Below are 20695 nucleotides of genomic sequence, written 5' to 3'. Positions count from 1 at the left end.
GCGCTGCCCCACCGCCACCGCGCTCGCGGCCGCGCGCTGGCCCACCGCCGCCGCGCCCTCCGCCGCGCGCTGGCCCAGGGCGCCCAGGTCCATGCTGGAGTCCGTCACACGCGCCAGGGCCAGGTTGCCGTAGGGCGGCAGCGCGGCCGCCTCCTCCGGCGAGGGCAGCACCGCGTCCGGCGTCGGCGCCAGCACCCGGTAGGGCGCGCGCGGCACACGGAAGACGCGGATCTTCCCGGGGATGCCCTTGAGCTCGAAGGCGCCCACCTCCTGCGACGGCACCTCCGCCTTGTTCATGGCCAGGTACACGGCCTCCGTGAAGAAGACCTCGTCCGCTTCCGCGATGCCCTCCACGCGCGCCGCGATGTTCACCGGCTCGCCGAAGATGTCGTTGGCTTCGACCCGGACCTCGCCCACGTTCACGGCGACGCGGACGTGGATCTGATCATCCTCCAGCAGCTCCCGGTTGTGGTGCCAGAGCCGGTCCTGGATGGCGATGCCGCTCAGGACGGCCTGCGTGGGGGACTCGAAGGTGACCAGGAACGCGTCGCCAATGGACTTGATGATGCGTCCACCGAACGCCTTGAACAGCGGCGCGAGCAACGCCTCATGCACCTGCAGCAGCCGCTGATTCTCCTCCAGCGTCTGCCGACTGGTGCGTTCGGTGAAGCCCTTGATGTCGGTGAAGACGATGGCGAGGTTGGCGGTCTTCAAAGCGGGCGCAGTGTATGCAGCGCGTCGCGAAGAGCAATCGCCACGGACCGCGCACTGTTGCTCGCTGTCAGCGCTTCGAAGGTTTGAGGGCCCGCATGTTTCGCTTCGCTGGCGCCGTCAGCTGCGCCCTCACCTTCGCGGCGAGCTGGGGCCTGTCCGTCCGCTCGTAGAACGCCGCCAGGGTCCGCAGGACGCCGGGGTTGTCCGGCTGGGCGTCACGCGCGGCCAGGAACTCCCGCTCCGCGTCCTGCGTGCGGCCCTGCTTCTCCAGCACCGCCGCCAGCTGCATGCGCACCTGCACCCACGCGGGCCGGGACTTGGACAGGGGGCGGTAGTGCAGCTCCGCCTTGAGCCAGTCCCCCGCCTGGGCCCAGAGGCCCGCCAGCCGGAAGCGCGCGTCGTCGTAGGACGGGCGCAGGGTGACGGCGCGCTCGTAGGCACGGATGGCGTCGAAGGTGGCGCCCTGCTCCTCCTGGAGCTGCCCCTGGAGGAAGTACACGCGGGGGTTGTCCGGGGCCTCGCGCAGGGCGGCGTCCAGGTGGGTGGCAGCGCGCTCCAGCTCCGGGGCGCTGCCCCCCTTGAGGAGCAGCCGCGCGGCCTCCAGCCGGGGCAATTCCCAGCGGGGCTGGTTGGTAATCAACCGCTCCAGGGCGACGAGGGCTCCCGCGTCGTTGCCCGAGGCCTCCAACGCCAGCGCATCCGCCAGCGGATTGGAGGCCGGGGTCGCTTGCGCCGTCAGGACCGGAGAGGCCGGTGCGTCGGACGCGCCCGCAAGCAGCGCCGCCACGAGAACCCACATCATGGTTGGCAGATAGCAGGTCCCGGTGGGCTACCTCAATACTTCCCCTTGACGGGCACCCGGCCTCGCATGAAACCCATGACCGTGCAGATTTCCCAACGGACGCTGGAAGACCTTGGTTTCTCGGAAGTGCTCCGCGCGCTCACGCAGCGCTGCCGCACCGAGCCAGGAAGGGAGCGGGTGCTCTCCCGTCCATTCCTGGACACCGAGGCGGAAGTCACCGAAGCGCTGGCGCTCGTCGACGAGGCCCGCTTCCTTTCCCAGCAGCAGTTCTCCATGCCCTTGGGCGGCGCGACGGACCTGCGCGCCGCCGTGGGCCACGCGGAGAAGGGCGGCGTGCTGGAGCCCCGGCAGCTCATCGACGCGGCCCAGCTGCTCTTCGCCTTCGCCCGCACGCGCGAGGCGCTGGACGAGCGCAAGGAGCGCATCCCCCGCCTGGTGGAGATCTCCAAGCGCCTGCCCTTCCTGGAGGCCATGGCGCGCCGGTTGGATCAGTGTTTCGAACCGGACGGAACCCTCTCCGACCGCGCCAGTCCGGAGCTGAAGGAGGCGCGCGACCGCGCCCGCGGCCTGCACCGGCGCATCAAGACGCGCCTGGACGAGATGCTCCACGACCTGACGTTCACGTCCAAGCTGCGTGAGAACTACTACACGCTGCGCAACGGGCGGTACGTGGTGCCGGTGGTGTCCAACTACCGCGCGGAGGTGGACGGCATCGTCCACAACGCCAGCCAGACGGGGCAGACGCTCTTCATGGAGCCCCAGGTGATGGTGGGCCTGGGCAACGACCTGGCCATCGCGCAGTCGGAGGTCGCGGAGGAGGAGCTGAAGGTCCTCCAGGAGCTGAGCAAGCTCGTCGGCCGCGAGTCCACGCGCATCCTGGAAGGGCTGGAGGCGGTGGCGGAGCTGGACGAGGTGGAGGCCATCGCCGTCCTGTCCTCGGACCTGGACGCCACGACGCCCACCTTCGTGGACGTGAAGGAATTGCAGCTGCGCTCGCTGCGCCACCCGCGCCTGGTGCTCAAGGGCACGGAGGTGGTGTCCAACGACGTGACGCTCACCGAGGAGGCCCGGGCGCTGGTGGTGTCCGGCCCCAACGCGGGCGGCAAGACGGTGACGCTGACGGGCGTGGGGCTGTGCGCGCTGATGCTGCGCGCGGGCCTGCCCATCCCGGTGGGCGAGGGGTCGCGGATGCCGCTGTACCGCTCCGTGCACTCCACCGTGGGTGACACGCAGGACCTGTCGCAGGGCCTGTCGTCGTTCAGCGGCCACGTCACCCTGCTGCGCGACATCCTCGCCGCGGTGGCGGAGAACTCGCTGGTGCTCATCGACGAGATCGCCTCCGACACGGATCCTCGCGAGGGCGCGGCCATCGCCATCGCCGTGCTGGAGGAGCTGCTGGGCAAGGGGGCGTACGTCCTGGTGACGACGCACCTGGAGGAGCTCAAGGCGCTGGCGCACATGGATCCGCGCTTCCTCAACGCGCGCGTGGGCTTCGACGCCAAGCGCATGGCGCCCACGTTCCGGCTGCAGATGGGCGCGTCAGGCCAGTCGTCCGCCATCGACGTGGCGGCGCGGGTGGGCCTGCCGGCCTCCGTGTGCGAGCGCGCCCGGGAGCTGTCGCTCAACGCGGGCGGCCCGCTCACCAAGGCGCTGGCGGCGGCGGAGGACGAGCGGCGCAAGCTCACCGAGGAGCTGGAGAAGGCGCGCATCGCGGCGAAGGAGGCGGAGGCCCTCCGCGCGGACCTGGAGAAGCAGAAGGTCGCCTTCGAGCGCGAGCGCAAGGGCCGCATGATGCAGTTCAACGAGGACGTGCACGCGGCCAGCGAGCACGCCGCCCAGGAGGTCCGCGACCTCCTGACGAAGCTGCGCGCGGAGCAGAACGAGAAGGCGCTCTCCGAGGCGCGGGCGCAGCTGCAGCAGCGCGCGGACGAGGCGGCGAAGCGCGCGGCGGCGGCCAAGGCGGAGCTGTTCCAGGTGGAGGCCCCGGGGCCCGCGAACCTGAAGGTGGGCGCGTGGGTGCACCACTCCGGCCTGGGCCGGGACGTGGAGATCCTGGAGCTGACGGACGGCCAGGCGGTCGTGTCCGCGGGTGGCGCGCTGAAGATGCGCGTGCCCACGACGGAGCTGTCCGGTTCGCGGGGCAAGAAGCCGCAGCAGGCGAAGTTCCCGGACCAGAAGAAGGGCGAAGCGGCCCTGAAGCGCGCGGCCTCCGCGGCGCCGTCCCAGGTGGAGGCCACGAACTTCCGCTGCGACGTGCGCGGCATGCGCGCCGACGACGCGCTGGCGGAGCTGGAGACGTTCCTGGACCAGGGCATGCGCAAGGGTGAGGAGGCCGCGCTCATCATCCACGGGCACGGCACCGGCGCCCTGAAACAGGCCATCCGGGACCACCTGGCCGCGTCGCCCTACATCCGCATGTTCCGCCCGGGTGAGAGCCACGAGGGCGGGGACGGCGTCACGGTGGTGTCCCTGCGAGGCTGAAGGTCCCCGGTTGACGGGGAGTCGGGGTCTTCCCTGCCCCGCTCCCCTGTCCCGGGAGGTGTTGGCTACAGTGCGGCGCCATGTATCGGCTCTGCCTGTTGGGATGCGTGATGTTCCTGGCCGCCTGTGGGGAGAAGGCTCCCGACGAAGGCGCCATCCGTGTGTCCGTGAAGTACGGCACCTTCAAGCCCGCGTGCTTGCGCGTGGAGGCGAAGGACTCGAAGGGGCACCAGGAGGCCACGGACATCCCGGCCAGCGCCTTCAAGAACCCGGACAAGCAAGAGGTCCTGGTCGCGGTGCGCCGGAAGGCGGACTGGGACACGGCGCTGGGCCTCACGGTGTCGTCGTACACGGAGGCCGCGGGCGACCGGTGCTCAGGGAAGGTGGTGGAGACGCGCTCCAGCAAGGAGCCTGTGGTCGTCCCCGCGAAGGCGTTTGCCCGTTCGGACCTCCTGCTCTCCGCGGAGGACAGCGACGGGGACGGTTACCTCGCGGGCGCCACGTGGGACGAACCCGCGGACTGCGATGACTCGAACCCGGACATGCACCCGGGCGCCGCGGAGACCTGTGGCTCCACCCAGGATCTCAATTGCAACCAGCGAACGGGCTGCCAGGAGGCGGGGTGCTTTGGCAATCCGTGCGACGACGGCAATGCCTGCACGACAGGGGACCGCTGCCAGGGCTCGGGACTGGAGGCGAAGTGCGAGCCCACGCAGACGACGACGTGCACACAGCCCACGGGCGTCTGCGACGCGCCCCAGGCCTGTAATCCCTCTTCGGGGCGCTGCGAGGCCACGGAGTCCACGGTTGGCAAGACGTGTGACGACGGCAACCTCTGCACGGACGCCGACACGTGTGGGGCCGACGGGAGGTGCGCGGGCACCGAGCGCACGTGTTCGACCACCGAGCAGTGCAAGGCAAGCTCGGGGACGTGCAACCCGGCCAATGGCACCTGTGTCTTCCCCCCACTCCCGACGACCACGTCCTGTAAGGACCCGCTGACGTGCACCACGGCGGACCACTGTGATGGAGCGGGGAACTGCGTGGGCACGCCTGGGATCTGCTCTCCGCCCCCATGCCACCGCGTGAAGCAACAGTGCACGGCAAGCACCGAATGTGAGTACGAAGTGGACCTCAATGCCGCGTGCACCACATCAGGCAATGTTCCTGGCGTGTGCATGGCGGACGCCAGTTGCACCCCGTTCCCCTACCGGCCTTCCAACTTTGATCCGAACACCATCGCGGCCGCGGACATTGGTGAGCTCAGGGTCAATGCGAACGTGACGTTCGATACCACCAGCCGGACCTGGTCTCCGCAGGGCCAGGTCCCGACCCGGGACACGATCAAGTTCGTGATGCTGGACCAGGGCGCCGGAAACCCGCAGGCAGTGCTCATCCCCGTGAGGCTCCTGGAGTTGAATGGAAGCATCACCATCATCGGTCCCAACCCCGTCATCCTGGCTGTTTATGGCGCCGCGAACGTGAGCCAGTCCATCCTGGCCTCGGGAAGCATCGTGAATGGCAATACGTCCTGTGGCGCATCCAACGGAGCCGCAGGAGCGTTTGCCAATGGGACAGGCGGCGGCGGTGGCGGCGCGGGCAATGCGACCGCCGGTGCAAGCGGTGGAAAGGGCTACAACCACAGCCAGGTAACAGGGGGCGGGGGCGTCGTCCGGCCCGAGTCGCCCGTACCGCTCCTGGGAGGCTGCGTGGGTGGAAATGGCGGAGCCTCGGGTGCGTCGGACGGAGGCAAGGGGGGCGCTGGTGGCGGTGCCATCCAGCTCTCCGTCGCGCGTACGTTGAACATCTCGAAGAACATCTCCGCGAGCGGGCATGGCGGCGCGGGCGGCAGTGCGAACAGCGCGGGCGGCGGTGGTGGTGGTAGCGGTGGACGGGTGGTGCTGGAAGCGTTCCAGGTGGAGCTGACCGCCGCGGCGCGAGTGACGGCCAACGGTGGCGGTGGAGGCAAGGCCGCGAATGCCGTGAACTGGGCCGGATCGGCAGGCGGCAACGGATCCGAGGACGGCGACGGACCAGCGAGCGGGGGTAACACCGGAAACACCACGGGAGGCAATGGAGGCGCCGGTGGCTCTGGCTCCGCCGCGACCCCGATCAAGGGTGGCGACGGAGATACCGCGCTAGGCGTTGACGGAGGTGGCGGAGGAGGCGGCGGCAGCCGGGGTTACATCCATCTGCGCAGCGTCAGGAATTGCACCGTCGCCGTCGGGGCCGTGATCAGCCCCGCGTCCACGAACGGCTGTGTCACCCCCTGAGCTGATTGCCTCCTGGAATTCCAGCAATGGAGGTCTGACGGTTACAGTGCGGCACCATGCGTCTGACTTGTCTATTGGTCTGCGTGGTGCTGCTCTCCGCCTGCCGGATGAAGGACCCCGCTGAGGGCGTGCTTCGCCTCACGGTGGAGTTCCCCTCCTACCGGCCCCAGTGCCTGCGCGTGGAGGTGGGCGACGGAAGCAGTCAGGTGGGAACCGACCTTCCCTCCAGTCAGTTCAAGGACCCTGACGCGAAGAAGGTCCAGGTCGCCATGGTCCGCAAGCTGGCATGGGGCGACCAACTGAACGTGAAGGTGACTTCATTCGCGGCCGTCAGTGGCAATCAATGCTCCGGTTCGGTCGTGGAAACTCACGAGGACCGCGCGTTGGATGCTCCTTCTGGAAAGTCCATCGACTGGACCGTCACGCTCCAGGCAGTGTTCCGCGATGACGATGGCGATGGCTTCGTCGCGAGCGGCCCAGGCGTGGAGTTGCCCGACTGCGATGACTCCCGAGCCGACGTCTACCCGGGAGCCCCGGAGAAGTGCGACACGGCGGTCGACTTCGACTGTGATGGAAAGAAGGCGTGCGCGGATTCGGACTGCGCGGACAAGACGTGCACGGACGCCAGCGATCTGTGCACCGTGGGGAAGAAATGCGTCGGCATCGGCGATGCGGCGCAGTGCGGGGGCGGAGAGCCGAAGTGCACGCAGCCGACGGGCCAGTGCCAGGCGACCGTGACGTGCGAGGCGTCCACGGGTCAGTGCGTCGAAGGGGCCGTGGCCGTGGGCGCATCCTGCGACCCTGGAAACCCGTGCATGACCAATGGACGGTGCACAGCTGACAAACAGTGCGTGGGCGACGTGAAGACATGCAGCCTCCCGTCGAATCCCCAGTGCCAGGAGACTACGGGAAGCTGCAACCCAGCCAACGGCAACTGTGAGTACGCCCCCAAGCCGGTCACGACGTCCTGCGAGGACGGCAACGTCTGCCATGACCCGGGGTTCTGTGATGGCAATGGAACGTGTATCGGCAAGGACACGCCCTGCCCTCCCAGGGAGTGCAACAGCGTCGCGGGCTGCACGCGCAATAGTTCCTGCATGTACGCGCCGGACCCGACGCGGCTCAATCTGCCCTGCAGTGATGATGCTTCGGGCTCGCCTCGCGTGTGCCGCGCGGATGGCCAGTGCGTCGCGTTCCCCTACACGCCCGCCAACTTCAATCCGAACAGCATTCCTGGCGGAGAGATTGGTGAGCTGAGGACCACCGGGGCGGTGGTGTTCGACACGGATGCGAGGACCTGGACGCCGGACAGTGCCGGCCCGGAAACCAGCGCGTTCGCCATCAAAACCGTGTCCCAAACGGGAGGCGCTCCGGACATCCTGCTCATCCCCGTACGGACCCTGGCCCTCGGCGGAGAGCTGCGCATCGTGGGAAGCCGCCCCCTCATCCTCGCCGTGTACGGGGACGCGACGTTGAGCCATGACATCCTGGCCAGCGGGCGCATCGTGAATGGCGCACCGGTTCCCGGGACTGGCGGCAATCAGGGGTGCGCCGCGTCGCAGGGCAGGGCCGGGACGTACAGCGGAGGCCAGGGTGGCGGCGGAGGTGGTGCGGGCGGAACGACGCCTGGAGGCAATGGCGGCAGGGGCTACAACACCACCGCCACGCGAGGTGACGCAGGCCTCCAGCAGGCATCGGCCTTAACGCCGCTCATCGGTGGGTGCCCGGGAGGCAATGGCGGGGGCACAGGCAACGCGGCTGGCGGGCTCGGAGGAGCTGGCGGCGGCGCCCTCCAAATCTCTGTGGCCAGGACGCTCACCCTCGGGAAGGGCCTCTCTGTGAGTGGCGGCGGTGGCTTGGGCGGCAAGGCGAACCCCTCAGGCCCAGCAGCAGCGGGAGGCGGCGGCGGCGGGAGTGGCGGCCGAGTGGTGCTGGAAGCCTTCCAGGTGACCCTGACGTCCGCGGCTCGGATCACCGCCAATGGCGGCGGGGGTGGCCAGGGGGGTGGTGCAGGTAACGGCACTGCGAACAACGGAGCGGATGGTTCAAGCGGCAGTGAGTTCAGTGGAGGCGGCGCCAGTGGCGGCGCTGGAAGCAGCGTTGTTGGTGGTGATGGCGGCGCTGGCGGCGCCTCGAGCAGTCCCTACGCGGGCAATTTTGGAGCAACGCTCTTGGGGGCAAGCGGTGGTGGCGGCGGTGGTGGCGGCGCCTCGGGTTCCATCTACCTGCGCAGCGTCCAGTCCTGCTCGCTGAGTACCACAGCCGTGATCAGCCCCCCACCCACGGGAGGCTGCACAGCCCTTTAACCCGCCTGCCCAGCAACCAGCCTGGCAACCCAATCAGTGAAGCCTGACACACTGAATGTGAAAACCGACACAGTGTGTTTCACCCGGGCAATACACCCGGTCGAAACACATCTCAGGGGGAATCACCTCATATGAATGGCAAGCAATTGCTGCGTTGCAGCGCGGTGGTGGGCTTTGGCTTCTTCGCGCTGACGGCCTGTGGCGGCCCGGATGCCGTGATCCAGGAGCCCGAGCTCGGCAACGTCGAGCAGGGGCTCAACGTCGCCTCCAACGGCAGCTTCGAGAACAACGCCATCGGCAACTTCAACTACGTGGTCCTCAACGCCGGCAGCACCGCGCTTCCAGGCTGGACCATCACCTCCGGCATCAAGGTGATGAAGAACACGTACAAGACGCCGCAGAACGGGGTGCAGTCCATTGACCTCAATGGCCTGGGCGCGGGCTCGCTGTACCAGGACGTGCCCACCGTCGTGGGCGCCGGCTACACGGTGTCCTTCTACGTGTCCAACAGCCCCGCCTGCGCCACCGTGTCCCGGTCCGCCACCATCAACTACGGCCCGTCCAGCGCCAGCTTCTCCAACACGTCCGCGTCCTGGAGCGCGCGCTCCTACGTGTTCAACGCCACCAGCACCACCTCCCGCATCCAGCTCACCAGCACCTCCGGCGGCGTCGGCTGCGGCCTCGCCATCGACAACCTCCTGGTGAACGGGCCCTGATCCACCCCGTCCGCCTGTAGCGCCTTGTAGCGTCCAGAGATCGGACGTCCGCTGGAGAACCCAGGGGGTAGACGGCCAGGGATCCACGACACAGATCGCGGAGCCGTGGATCATCCCCCTCCCCCATCCCACCTCCTGCGCTCGTGTGGCGCCCGGCTTCCGGCCGGGTCCATGCGATCAACGCCGGATCAGCGGACCGGGGGACGACCCACGACAGCGGGCAGGGACGGACGCCCGTAACGGGCACCAGGGCACACGGGACCGGACACGCAGGTGCGTCCGGGATGGGAGGCGTGGACGTGGCGGGTCTGGACTGGGTGCAGGTGGACGTGGGCTTCCCCATGAGCCTCGCGGTGATTGGCGCCGCTCGCGTGCTGGGCATGGACCGGCGCGCGTTCCTGGGCGCCATGGTGGAGCTTCAAATCTGGGCCGTGCAGGCCCTGCCCGAAGGGCGCTTTGTGTCCTTCGGACCGTCCGCGGACATGTCCGGCGGACAAGCGTGGGACGCGTCCGCGGACGAAGCCGTGTGGATTGAAGCGCTGGAGTCCGCCGTCCGCTGGACGGGCACCCCCGGCGCCTTCTGGTCCGCCCTCCTCCGCGCCCGGATCCTGATCCGTGAAGACGACGGCGTGCGCCTCACGCTCTGTGATCGCTATGTCGGAGTGCTCGACAAGCGGAAGAAGGAGGCCGAGCGCAAACGGCGGGAGCGGGCCGCCTCCAAGGGCCTCGCTGTGTCCGCCGGACGTCCTCGGGACACGTCCGGGACGTCCTCCCCCAGAAACAGAAGGGAGAAGGAGAACAAGAGATCTTCATCTGCTGCTGCCGGCCTGGGTGAACTGGAAATCGGCCAGGAGCTCGTCACCGCCCTCCCCGCCCACCTGATCCCCGTGCCGCCCGTGCCCACCGAGGACACGCCCCCGGACGCGGAGCAGGACCCCGTGCAGCTCTCCCTCCCCGGCACGCACCTGGTCCCGGCCGCACCGCCTCGCGAGGACGCCCCCGCGCCGTCCCCGGACGCCGGACGTCCCCTCCCCGCGCCCGCCATGGCCGCCCGCGCGGCGGCGTTCTTCGACGCCTTCCAGGACGCCCGGGTCAGGGCCTTCCGGGGGGTTCCCCGGGAGAAGCCACCCGCCGGCTGGGCGGACTGGTACGCCCAGGCGCTGCGCGGCGTGGACGGTGACGAGGCCCGGCTCCAGGCGGCCTGCCAGGGTTACCTCCAGTCCGACTGGGGCCGGACCCGGCAGCCCGCGGGCACCGTGCTCGCGTTCTGCTCGCCCCGCGTGTGGACGCGCTACGTCCCGCCCCTGGAGGACGGCGCGGAGGAAGGCGCAGACCTGTCCGGTGGACCCGTCACGGACGAAGCCCCGTCCACGGAAGCGGCTCGCGTCTGGAGTGACTGTCTTGAGGGCCTGCGCGCCCAGGGCAAGCGGTACGCGTTGTCGTGGCTGGGCAAGGCCCGCGCGGTGGGAGTCGAGGACGGGCGCCTGGTGCTCGCGGCGCCGGACACCTACTTCCGACAGTGGGTCGATGAACAGTACGGCGCGCTCATGGAGGCCGAGGTGCGGAGCCTGGGGTTGGAAGGCGTGCGCTGGGCCCGGGCCGCTCACGAGGTTGCCTGAAAGCCAGCCCCCGCATCGTTCGTGAAGTCATTCGCACGCCCACCGGGAATCACATCCATGAAGGTCTGCGGCGTGGCCATCGACAACATCAAGGTGACCGGACCGTGATGCACGCCGTCCTCTGAGCGCAGGCGGGCGCCTGGACACCCTCCGGGCGTCCGCCTTTTTCGGAAGGCAGGCATGGGCGCGGGCGATATGGATGGCCCATGCGCAATGCACTGATGGCGGCATCGTTCCTGGTCCTCGCTGGCTGTTCCCACTCGACGCCCACGACTCCGGCGTCCTCCACCCAGGCGCGGCCGGCGGCCGTGTCGTCGCAGGCGCTGGTGGACGCGCCGGACCGCGCGGAGGCGGACCGAAAGCTGGATGCGGGCCGTCATCCCGCGGCCCTGCTGGACTTCGTGGGCGTGAAGCCCGGCATGCACGTCGGGGAGCTGATGGCGGGCGGCGGCTACACCACGGAGCTGCTGGCGCGCGCGGTGGGCCCCACGGGCAAGGTGTACGGGGAGAACCCCAGCATCGTCCTGGAGAGGTTCGCGGAGAAGCCGTGGCAGGAGCGGCTGGCGCGGCCGGTGAACCAGAACGTGGAGCGCCTGGACCGCGAGCTGGACGCGCCCTTCCCGCCCGAGCTGAACGGCACGCTGGACGCGGTGGTCAGCCACATCATCTACCACGACGCGGGATGGCTGGGCGTGGACCGGGCGAAGATGAACGCCGCCGTGTTCCAGGCGCTCAAGCCGGGCGGCGTGTACGTCATCCTCGACTCCAGCGCGAAGCCGGGCACGGGCATCACCGAGGGCCAGACGCTGCACCGCATCGACGAGCAGCTGGTGCGTGACGAGGTGCAGGCCGCGGGCTTCAAGCTCCAGGAGGAGAGCAACACCTGGCGCAACCCGGAGGACACGCGCGACTGGAACTCCAGCCCGGGAGCCGCGGGCGAGCGCCGGGGCACGAGCGACCGGTTCGCGCTCAAGTTCGTCAAGCCGTAGGCCGGGGACCCGCTCATGGCCGCGCGCAAGTTCAAGGCGAAGCTCGAGGTCGCCAACGACGTGGGAGGCCGGTTCGTGCGCTGTCCGTTCGACAGCCGCGAGGAGTACGGCGAAGCACGGCCTCCCGTGGTGGGCACCGTCAACGGTCAGCCCTTCCGGAGCCGCTTGATGGTGTACGGCGGCCTCACCTACCTGGGCTTCACCAAGGAGGTGCGCGAGGCCGCGGGCATCAAGGACGGCGCGATGCTGAGCATCACGCTGGAGCGGGACACGGCACCTCGGGAGATTGAAGTGCCGGAGGACCTCCAGCGAGCGCTGGACGCGGAGCCCGCGCTAGCGGACGTCTTCGCGAAGCTCGCCTTCACGCACCGCAAGGAGTTCGTGAAGGCGCTCACCGAGGCGAAGAAGGAGGAAACCCGAGCCCGCCGCCTCGCGCAGACGCTGGAGAAGCTGCGCGCCAGGGTGGCGAAGTAGACTCAACCTGGCGCGCGAACAGCGGTGAGCAACAGGTCGTACTTACCGCCCAGGAACGTGCGGAAGCCGTGCTGGTGCAAGTAGCGGCGATAGAACGACAGGTCCTTCACCAGAAGCGACAGGTCCGGCTCGCTCAGGTTGCGCACGCGCGCGCCGTACACGACCTCTCCGTCACGGAAGCGTGAGTTGGGGAAGCCCAGGAGCAGCGCGGCCCTGGGCTCCAGGTGCTCCTGCACCAGCTGGCGCAGGAGCGCCCGGTCATCCACCCCCGGACTCTGCAGCGTGCCCACCGACACCACCGCGTCGAAGCGGCCCAGGTCCTTCGGCAGCGCGTTCAGGTCCGCCTGCACGAACGCATGGCGCGGATCCGGGAACGCCGCGCGGGCCTCCGCCAGCGCGCTCGCGCTGTGGTCCACGCCGACGAAGCGGACTCCCTCCACTTCCGCGAAGGCGGCCAGCTCATCGCCCCGGTTGACGCCCAGGTCCAGGAGCCTCGCGCCCGCGGGCAGCGCCAGCCTTCCTACCGCCTCCAGCCACGGCACCAGGAAGCCCGCGTCCTCGAACTTCCGGATGCGCGCGAAGTCGGACGAGGCGCCGTAGCGCTCCTGCGGCGCCTCCGTGCGCGCCCCACCGCTCGCGTGCCACGACGCCTCCGAACCCAGCGGCTCGAACGTGAGCCGCACGTGCGTCGCGTCCACTCCGCGCGGCGTGCGCAGACGGCAGGACAGCCCCTCCGCCAGGTCGCACCAGCTCCGCAGCGGCCGGTGCACCAACCCTCCCTCCACGCGCTCGCCGGGATAGCGCCCGTGTCCCAGATCCGGATCCGGGACTTCGATGGACACCGGACCGGACGGCAACAGCGCCTCCAGGTGGCGCATCACGAGGATCAACGGCTCGGCGACGAAGCGGCGGGGGTGCGGCGACATGCGCCGCACCCTACCCTGCATGGCTCAGGGGGACTCCAGGCCTTCGTCAAGTGACGGCGGGCGCCGCCGCGGCCCGCCGCGCCTGGAGCTGCTCCCACACGAACGCGATGACCAGGAACCCACCGCCCACCGCGCACACGCCCCGCCAGCCCGCGTGGTCCCACGCGATGGCGGACAGCGCGGAGCCGCAGGCCCCGCCCACGAAGTAGAACATCTTGTAGAGCGTGTTGAGGCGCGTCTGCGCCGTGGGATGCAGGCGGTACAGCTCCGTCTGGTTGGACACCGTGGCGGCCTGCGCGCCCAGGTCCAGCAGCACCACGCCCGCGATGAGCCCGGCCCACACCGTGCCGAAGAGCGCGAACACACCGAACGCCGCCAGCATGGTGACGATGCACGCCCGGACGATCCTCCGCGCGCCAATGCGCTGCGCGTGCCGCCCCGTGACGTTCGCGGCCAGCGCCCCCACCGTCCCGATGAGCCCGAACATGCCCGCCGTCCCCGGCCCCTGGTGGTACGCGTCACTGCCGAGGAAGAACGCCAGCGACGCCCAGAACGCGGAGAGCGCGGCGTACATCAGGGCGCCCGTGAGCGCGATGGCCCGGAGCCCCGGCACGTCCCGCAGCAGCACCCACAGCGACTGCAGGAGGCGTGGATACGTCAGCCGCGTGGAGGACTCGTAGCGGGGCAGCCCCAGCCGCAGCGTCATCGCCAGCCCCACCATGGTCGCGCCGGCCGCGAAGTACATCCCGCGCCAGCCCAGGTGCGTGGCCACGAAGCCGCTGAGCGCGCGCGACACGAGCACGCCCACCAGCGCGGCGCTGAGCACGACGCCCAGGTTCCGCCCGCGCTCCTCGGGCGAGCTGAGCGCCGCGACGAACGGGATGAGGATCTGCACCAGCACGGAGGTCAGGCCAATGGCCACGCAGGCCGCCAGGAACAGGGGGAACGTCGGCGCCAGGCCCGCCGCGAAGAGCGCCACCGCCGCGAGCCCCAGCATCGTCACCAGCAGGCCGCGCTTCTCCAGCACGTCGCCCAGCGGCGTGAGGAGCACCAGGCCCGCCACGTACCCCAGCTGCGAAGACATGGGCACGGAGCCCACGGCGGAGGCGGACAGCCCGAAGGTCCGAGCGATGACGCCCAGCAGCGGCTGGCTGTAATAGACGTTGCCCACCGCGAGCACGGTCGCCGTCGTCATCGTCCACAAGAGCCGGCGGTCCATGGGCGCGGCCTGGGGCACGGTGGCGGGGAGCGCGGCGGAGGAGGTCTCCATGCGGGATGCCTAGCGCTCCCCCACCCATACTTCCAATATATCCTGGGTCTGGAGTCCAGACCTGGAGCGTATGGACCATGGAGCTGCGCCACCTGCGGTACTTCGTCGCGGTCGCGGAGGAGCTCAGCTTCACGCGCGCCGCGAAGCGGCTGCACATCGCCCAGCCGCCGCTCAGCCAGCAGATCCGCAAGTTCGAGACCGAGCTGGGCGGAGCGCTCTTCGAACGCGAGGGCCGCGCGGTGCGCCTCACCCGGCTGGGGCGCGAACTGCTGCCGGAGGCGCATCAACTCCTGGAGCGGGCCCGGCGGTTCCAGGAGCACGCGGCGAGGCAGGCGCGGGGGGAACAGGACGTGCTGGTGCTGGGGCTCATCTCGTCGTTCGCGACGCCCCGGTTCGCGGCGATGCTCCGGGCCTTCCAGAAGAAGGTGCCGGGCGTCCACATCGAGCTGAGCAACCATCCGTCCTCGTGGCAGCTGGAGGCCCTGGAGCGGGGCACGCTGGACGTGGGCATCCTGCGGCCCCGGGAGCGCATGCCGCCGGACGTCGTCTCGCACCTCATCCGCCGCGAGCCCTTCCGGCTGGCCGTGCCGGCCCGGCATCCGTTCGCGAAGCGCAAGGCCGTGGCGTGGAAGGACCTGCGGGATGAACCGCTCGTCCTGGTGGAGCCCGGCGTCGCGCCACCGGATTACTACGCGGGGTTCTTCGACCGGCTCCGCGACGCGGGGGTGGAGCCCGCCGTGCGCCAGTACGCGCAGAACGTGGCGACGAAGATCTGGTTCGTCTCCGCGGGCTTCGGCATCGCGCCCATGCCGCACACGCCCGACACGGAGCACCACTCCGGCGTGGCCTTCATCGACCTGCCGGAGGACGCGCCGGTGACGAACACCGTCATCGCGTGGCGCAAGGCCGGAAGCACCCCGGCCCTGCTCCGCTTCGTCGACTTCGCGCGCGAGTCCTTCGCCGCGCGCTGAAGCCCGGCTACGACGTCTCCCCCACCACCGCCCGCCGGATGCCCTTCAGCTTGTCGGGGTTGCGCGTGACGTAGAGGGCGACGATGCGGCCGTCCTCGATGGCGAACGCCGTGGTCTGCAGCATTCCATCCGCATCCATCGTGACGTACGCGGGCAGGCCGTCGATGGTGCCCTCGTACACGAGCTGCGCCGAACCCACGGCCGGAATGCGCGACACCCCTTCGAAGAAGCGCAGCAGCTTCTCCCGGCCGTAGATGGGATTGAGGACCGCCTTCACCTTGCCGCCGCCGTCGGCGTACAGGATGACGTCCTGGGCCAGCAATGCCTGGAGCGCGTGCGTGTCGCCGCTCCGCGACGCGGCATGGAACGCGGAGGCCATCTCATGCCCCTTGGCCTCCGTCACGGGGAAGCGGGGCCGGGCCTCCTGCACGTGGGCCCGCGCGCGGCTGGCCAGCTGGCGGCACGCGGCGGGGTCACGGTCGATGGCCTTCGCCACCTGCTCGAAGTCCATGCCGAACACGTCGTGCAGGAGGAACGCGGCGCGCTCCAGCGGAGACAGCCGCTCCAGGGCCATCATCAGGGTCAGCGTCAAGTCGTCACCCTCCACTGTCTCGATGATGGGCTCTGGCAGCCAGGTGCCCACGTACTCCTCCCGGCGTACGCGGGCGGACTTCAGGACGTCCAGGCACAGGCGCGTCACGGTGCGGACGAGCACGGCCTCTGCGTCCCGCACGGCGTCGCGGTCCGTCTGGTGCCAACGGAGATACGCCTCCTGCACCACGTCCTCCGCCTCCGCGACGATGCCCAGCATCCGGTACGCGATGCGGAGCAGCCGGGGGCGGAGCGGGTCGAAGACGTCCGCGGGGTTCGAATCAGGCGGCTTCACTGCGAGCGGTCACCGGATGGATGGACCGGAAGCCGATGGCGAACCGGTTCCAGGAGTTGATGACACCAATCATGAGGGTCAGCTTCACGATCTCCTCTTCGGTGAAGTGCGGCTTGAGCGCAGCGTAGTCCTCATCCGGGGCGTGCGTCTCGGAGACCAGCGTCAGGGCCTCGGTCCAGCCCAGGGCCGCGCGCTCACGGTCGGTGTACAGCGGCGACTCGCGCCAGCCGTCCAGCAGGTAGATGCGCTCCTCGGTCATCCCCTGGGCACGGGCGTCGCGGGTGTGCATGTGGATGCAGAAGGCGCAGCCGTTGATCTGGGACGCGCGGATCTTGATCAGCTCGCGGAGGCTGGGCTCCAGCCCCAGGGCCTCCACCTTCTTGCTGAACTCGAGCATCAGGTTGACGGCTTCGGGAGCGGCGGCGAAAGCATTCAGTCGGGTCTTCATGGTGGGGTCCTCGTCTGGAAATGGGGTTCGGGGGTCAGGCGGCTTCAGCGCGAGGGGTCACCGGGTGCACGACCCGGAAGCCGAGGATGATCCGGTTCGCGATGTTGATGCAGTTGATCACCAGGGTCAGCTTCGCGATCTCCTCCTCGGTGAAGTGCGGCTTGAGCGCGGCGTAGTCCTCGTCGGGAGCGTGCGTCTGGGAGACGCGCGTCAGGGCCTCGGTCCAGCCCAGGGCCGCGCGCTCACGGTCGGTGTACAGCGGCGACTCACGCCAGCCGTCCAGCAGGTAGATGCGCTCCTCGGTCATCCCCTGGGCGCGGGCGTCGCGGGTGTGCAGGTGGATGCAGAAGGCGCAGCCATTGACCTGAGAAGCGCGGATCTTGACGAGCTCGCAGAGGCTCGGCTCCAGTCCCAGGGCCTCCACCTTCTTGCTGAAGTCCACCATGAGACTGAGGGCGTCCGGCGCGACCGCGAAGGGATTCATCCGGGGCTTCATGTGCAGGTCCTCGTTCTGGGGGGCGAAGTGCCCTTCCATCCCCAGGACGAGGCAGCCGGTGCCCCGTGTGACATGGGCATTTCAAAGGCCTAAAAAAGGCCTTCAGGAGGCGCACCTGATGAAGATCGTGACCGACGTGGAGACGCTCGAACGCCTGTACGGGGTCCCCGGGAAGTCGTCCGTGCTGAAGGAGGTGGACCACCTCCACCCGGCGTACCGGCCCTTCATTGAACGTTCACCGTTCATGGTCCTCGCCACGTCCGGCCCTGCGGGGCTGGATGCCTCGCCGCGCGGAGACCCCGCCGGGTTCGTGGTCATCGAGGACGCGCACACGCTGCTCTTGCCCGACCGCCGGGGCAACAACCGGATGGACTCGCTGCGGAACATCCTGGCGGATCCGCGCGTCGCGCTGCTGTTCTTCGTCCCGGGCGTGAACGAGACCCTGCGGGTCAACGGCCGGGCGAGCATCGTCATCGAGCCGTCCACGCTCGAGCGCTTCACCTTCGATGGGAAGGCGCCGCGCTCCGTGCTGCGCATCAGCGTGGAGACGGTCTACTTCCAGTGCAGCCGCGCGCTGGTCCGCTCCGGGCTCTGGGACCCGGCCCGGCAGATCCCCCGCGCGGAATTCCCAAGCCCTGGCTCCATCCTCGAAGCGCTGAGCCCGGAGGACTTCAACGCCGGCGAGTACGACCGCGAGCTGCCCGGCCGGGTGAAGGCGACGCTGTACTGAAGCCTCAAGCGCCCGCGTCGAACACGGTGGCCTTGCGCACGCGGACGCGGAGCGTCTGGCCCGCGCGCACGCCTTCCAGCGCGGGCCCGATGACGCGCAGGAACGCATCCCCCACCGGGAAGCGGTACTCCGCCGAGTGCCCGAGGAACAGGCGAGCGGACAGCACCAGTGGCGTCCCGGTCTCCCCCAGCTCCAGGTCCTCCGGACGCACCACCAGCGTCCCCGGTCCAGGCTTCGCGGCCAGGGGCAGGTCGAACACGGTGTCCGTCCCCGCGCAGTGGAAGGCGCCCGCGCGAGTCTCCCCGCGCAGCACGTTCGCGCCGCCGACGAAGCCCGCGACGAACGGCGTCGCCGGTTCCCGGTACAGGCGCTCGGGCGTGTCCACCTGTTCAATGACGCCCCGGTTCATCACGGCGATGCGGTCCGACAGGGCGAGCGCTTCGCCCTGATCATGCGTGACGAACACCAGCGTCGTGCCCAGCCGGGCCCGCAGCGCGGCGATCTCCGCGCGCAGCTCCTCGCGCAGGGCCGCGTCCAGGTTCGACAGGGGTTCGTCCAGGAGCAGCACACGGGGCCCCGCCACCAGCGCCCGGGCGAGCGCCACGCGCTGCAGCTGTCCACCGGACAGCTCGTGAGGCATCCGGGTCGCGAATGGCTCCAGGCGCACCCAGCGCAGGGCTTCGCGCACGCGCGAGGCCACCTCGTGTCCGGGCACCTTCCGGAGCACCAGGGGATAGGCGACGTTCGCCTCGACACTGCGATGCGGCCAGATGGCGTAGCTCTGGAACACCATGCCCAGGCCGCGCTTCTCGGGAGGCACGCGCACGCCGGGTCCGGCGACGACCTCGTCTCCCAGCCGGATGACGCCCGCGTCCGGGTGCTCCAGCCCCGCGAGCATCCGCAGCGTCGTGGTCTTCCCGCATCCGGAGGGCCCCAGCAGGGACACCAGCTCGCCCTGCCCCACCTGCAGGCTGAGGCCGCGCACCACGGGCGTCCCGCCATAAGCCTTGACCAGGTCCTCCAGGACGATGGCCGCCATCACCGCACCTCCGGCACTCGACGCCGAGCCCACGCCAGCACGGCCTGTCCCACGACCACCAGCGCCACGAACGCGCAAGCGAGCACGGCCGCGGCAGCCGGGTCCGCGTAGCTCTGCAACTCGAACAGCAGCGTGCCCAGGACCTCGGAGCCCGCGGGCACCAGCAGCACGGACAGGGTGATCTCCGTGGCGCAGGCAAGGAACGCGAGCACGAAGGCCACCGTGAGCGCGGGCCGGAGCAGCGGCAGCGTCGCATCCACGAACGCGCGCACGGGTCCGGCGCCGCCAACGCGAGCCGCCTCCGCGAGCGACGGATCCACCTGGGCCAGGGCCTCGGAGCTGTTGCGTTCACCCAGGGCCAGGTACTTGCCCACGTAGCCCACGAGCATCAGCCAAGGCGTATGCGCCAGGGCCAGCACGAACGCGAACCGGTCCAGCACCACCAGCCGCCAGTCCCGGGAGAACGCCACCAGCAGCGCGAGCGCCAGCACCGTGCCGGGCACCGCGAACGGCCACACCGCCATGGCCTCCACGCCCGCGCCGCCGCGACGGAAGGCCCGCCGAAGCAGCGCCGCGGAAAGGCCCAGCCCCACCACCAGCAAGCCCGCCCCCGACGCAAGCAACACGCTGCGCCCCATGGCCCGCAGCGTGCGAGCATCCCAAAGCACACCGGACCAGTGCGACAGGGTCAGCGTGTCCCAGGTCAGCGCCGCGCCGAAGCTGCGTTGCAGCGACGTGAGCAGGATGGCCGCCAGGGGAAGCACGACCAGGACGCCGCCCACCAGGCCCACACCGGCAAGCGCCGCCGTCCGCCAGGAACCCAGAGCGAGCACACGGGGAGACACGCCCTTGCCCGCGCTCAATCGAACCCGCCCGCTCCGGCCCAGCACCCACGTCAGGCCCAGGGCCAGGGGCGTGAGCAACAGGAGGAACGAAGCGAGCACCGAAGCCCGCGGCAATCCCTCCTCGCTGCCCAGCAGGACCAATTCATAGATGCGGGTGGTGAGGACGCGAGTGGGTGGAGACGCCGACACGCCCAGCAGGTACGGCACGCCAAACGACGAAGCGGCCATGAGGAACACCATCACCGAGCCTGACAACAAAGCAGGCAGCACCAGTGGCACGGTGGTGTTCAGCACGGCGCGGATCGGAGAGGCGCCACAGATGCGGGCCGCCTCTTCCAAAGCCGGATCCACGCGCCGCAGGGCCGCCGCCCCCGCGAGCAGCACCAGCGGCAGGCCGGACAGTCCCTCCACGAACGCGATGCCCGCCGCGCCGTAGAGGTCGAACACCTCCGCGCCCAGCATGCGGTTCAGGTAGCCCGCGCGAGGGCTCGCGAGCGACAGCCACCCCATGCCCCAGATGAACGCGGGGATGGCGGAGGGCAACGTGAACAGCACGGTGAACGCGCCACGAAAAGGCAGGTCCGTGCGGAACAGGAGGAAGGCCAGCGGAGCACCCAGGAACAAAGCCCAAGCCGTCGCGCCCAGGGAGATGCCCAGCGTGTTCACCAAAGCCCCGGACTCCGAGGCAAGCACCAGCCCCAGCCCCCCTG

18 protein-coding genes are annotated in these 20695 nt (G+C 69.9%); 9 read left to right on the top strand and 9 right to left on the bottom strand.

Annotation, left to right across the window (positions count from 1 at the left end; all coding sequences use genetic code 11):
* The coding region (locus D7X96_RS34445) for an adenylate/guanylate cyclase domain-containing protein (RefSeq protein ID WP_147468469.1) at positions 1–714 on the bottom strand (714 nt) is incomplete at its 3' end.
* A 67-nt stretch (positions 715–781) separates the two neighbouring features.
* Positions 782–1516: a tetratricopeptide repeat protein gene (locus D7X96_RS34440; protein WP_120552920.1), complete on the bottom strand. Its 735-nt coding sequence runs from the start codon at positions 1514–1516 to the stop codon at positions 782–784.
* 75 nt (positions 1517–1591) lie between these two features.
* On the opposite strand from D7X96_RS34440, the gene D7X96_RS34435 reads away from it, so the two are divergent.
* From D7X96_RS34435 to D7X96_RS34405, 7 genes are all read left to right on the top strand, one after another.
* Positions 1592–3997: an endonuclease MutS2 gene (locus D7X96_RS34435; RefSeq protein WP_120552919.1), complete on the top strand. Its 2406-nt coding sequence runs from the start codon at positions 1592–1594 to the stop codon at positions 3995–3997.
* An 80-nt stretch (positions 3998–4077) separates the two neighbouring features.
* A complete protein-coding gene (locus D7X96_RS34430; RefSeq protein ID WP_121771660.1) occupies positions 4078–6270 on the top strand; it encodes a putative metal-binding motif-containing protein in 2193 nt (730 codons plus the stop codon).
* Positions 6271–6356: 86 nt separating this feature from the next.
* Positions 6357–8576: a putative metal-binding motif-containing protein gene (locus D7X96_RS34425; protein ID WP_244219827.1), complete on the top strand. Its 2220-nt coding sequence runs from the start codon at positions 6357–6359 to the stop codon at positions 8574–8576.
* A gap of 131 nt (positions 8577–8707) precedes the next feature.
* On the top strand, positions 8708–9292 hold the full coding sequence (locus tag D7X96_RS34420; RefSeq protein WP_121771658.1) for a DUF642 domain-containing protein: 585 nt from the start codon (positions 8708–8710) through the stop codon (positions 9290–9292).
* A 284-nt stretch (positions 9293–9576) separates the two neighbouring features.
* Positions 9577–10911: a DnaA N-terminal domain-containing protein gene (locus D7X96_RS34415; protein ID WP_121771657.1), complete on the top strand. Its 1335-nt coding sequence runs from the start codon at positions 9577–9579 to the stop codon at positions 10909–10911.
* A 206-nt stretch (positions 10912–11117) separates the two neighbouring features.
* Entirely contained in the window at positions 11118–11900 is a 783-nt protein-coding gene (locus tag D7X96_RS34410; protein WP_121771656.1) for a class I SAM-dependent methyltransferase, read from the top strand.
* Positions 11901–11915: 15 nt separating this feature from the next.
* Positions 11916–12374 (top strand): YdeI/OmpD-associated family protein, encoded by a 459-nt coding sequence (locus D7X96_RS34405; RefSeq protein WP_121771655.1) that lies wholly within the window; start codon positions 11916–11918, stop codon positions 12372–12374.
* A gap of 2 nt (positions 12375–12376) precedes the next feature.
* Here D7X96_RS34405 and D7X96_RS34400 read toward each other — a convergent pair whose 3' ends face one another.
* Together D7X96_RS34400 and D7X96_RS34395 are read right to left on the bottom strand one after the other, a co-directional pair.
* The gene (locus tag D7X96_RS34400; protein ID WP_121771654.1) at positions 12377–13300 is read right to left on the bottom strand and encodes a class I SAM-dependent methyltransferase; all 924 of its coding nucleotides are present in this window, start codon (positions 13298–13300) and stop codon (positions 12377–12379) included.
* Positions 13301–13346: 46 nt separating this feature from the next.
* Positions 13347–14570: an MFS transporter gene (locus tag D7X96_RS34395; protein ID WP_121771653.1), complete on the bottom strand. Its 1224-nt coding sequence runs from the start codon at positions 14568–14570 to the stop codon at positions 13347–13349.
* A 77-nt stretch (positions 14571–14647) separates the two neighbouring features.
* Here D7X96_RS34395 and D7X96_RS34390 point away from each other — a divergent pair, with 77 nt between their 5' ends.
* Positions 14648–15541 carry a LysR family transcriptional regulator gene (locus D7X96_RS34390; RefSeq protein WP_158616333.1) on the top strand — a complete coding sequence of 298 codons (894 nt, stop codon included), beginning with the start codon at positions 14648–14650 and terminating at the stop codon, positions 15539–15541.
* Positions 15542–15548: 7 nt separating this feature from the next.
* Here the strand turns inward: D7X96_RS34390 and D7X96_RS34385 are convergent, their stop codons facing one another.
* Genes D7X96_RS34385 through D7X96_RS34375 form a run of 3 tightly spaced genes read right to left on the bottom strand, consistent with a single transcriptional unit; the run spans position 15549 to position 17371 of the window.
* The gene (locus tag D7X96_RS34385) at positions 15549–16427 is read right to left on the bottom strand and encodes a sigma-70 family RNA polymerase sigma factor (RefSeq protein WP_121771652.1); all 879 of its coding nucleotides are present in this window, start codon (positions 16425–16427) and stop codon (positions 15549–15551) included.
* Complete coding sequence (locus tag D7X96_RS34380) at positions 16414–16875, bottom strand: carboxymuconolactone decarboxylase family protein (protein WP_121724658.1); 462 nt, start codon at positions 16873–16875, stop codon at positions 16414–16416. The genes D7X96_RS34385 and D7X96_RS34380 overlap by 14 nt, the downstream gene beginning before the upstream one ends.
* Positions 16876–16909: 34 nt before the next feature.
* The gene (locus D7X96_RS34375; protein ID WP_121724663.1) at positions 16910–17371 is read right to left on the bottom strand and encodes a carboxymuconolactone decarboxylase family protein; all 462 of its coding nucleotides are present in this window, start codon (positions 17369–17371) and stop codon (positions 16910–16912) included.
* Positions 17372–17489: 118 nt separating this feature from the next.
* On the opposite strand from D7X96_RS34375, the gene D7X96_RS34370 reads away from it, so the two are divergent.
* On the top strand, positions 17490–18101 hold the full coding sequence (locus D7X96_RS34370; RefSeq protein WP_120552877.1) for a pyridoxamine 5'-phosphate oxidase family protein: 612 nt from the start codon (positions 17490–17492) through the stop codon (positions 18099–18101).
* A gap of 4 nt (positions 18102–18105) precedes the next feature.
* Here D7X96_RS34370 and D7X96_RS34365 read toward each other — a convergent pair whose 3' ends face one another.
* Positions 18106–19140, bottom strand: coding sequence for an ABC transporter ATP-binding protein (locus D7X96_RS34365; protein ID WP_167510913.1), 1035 nt, complete (start codon positions 19138–19140; stop codon positions 18106–18108).
* Positions 19140–20695, bottom strand: a 1556-nt coding sequence (locus tag D7X96_RS34360) for an ABC transporter permease (protein WP_147468468.1), incomplete at its 5' end; no start/stop codon positions are given. The genes D7X96_RS34360 and D7X96_RS34365, both read right to left, overlap by 1 nt.

This window comes from Corallococcus interemptor (genome assembly GCF_003668875.1).
GTDB classification, from domain to species: domain Bacteria; phylum Myxococcota; class Myxococcia; order Myxococcales; family Myxococcaceae; genus Corallococcus; species Corallococcus interemptor.
The sequence above is the reverse complement of the archived record's forward strand: the minus strand, read 5'-3'. Positions and strand labels throughout refer to the sequence as shown.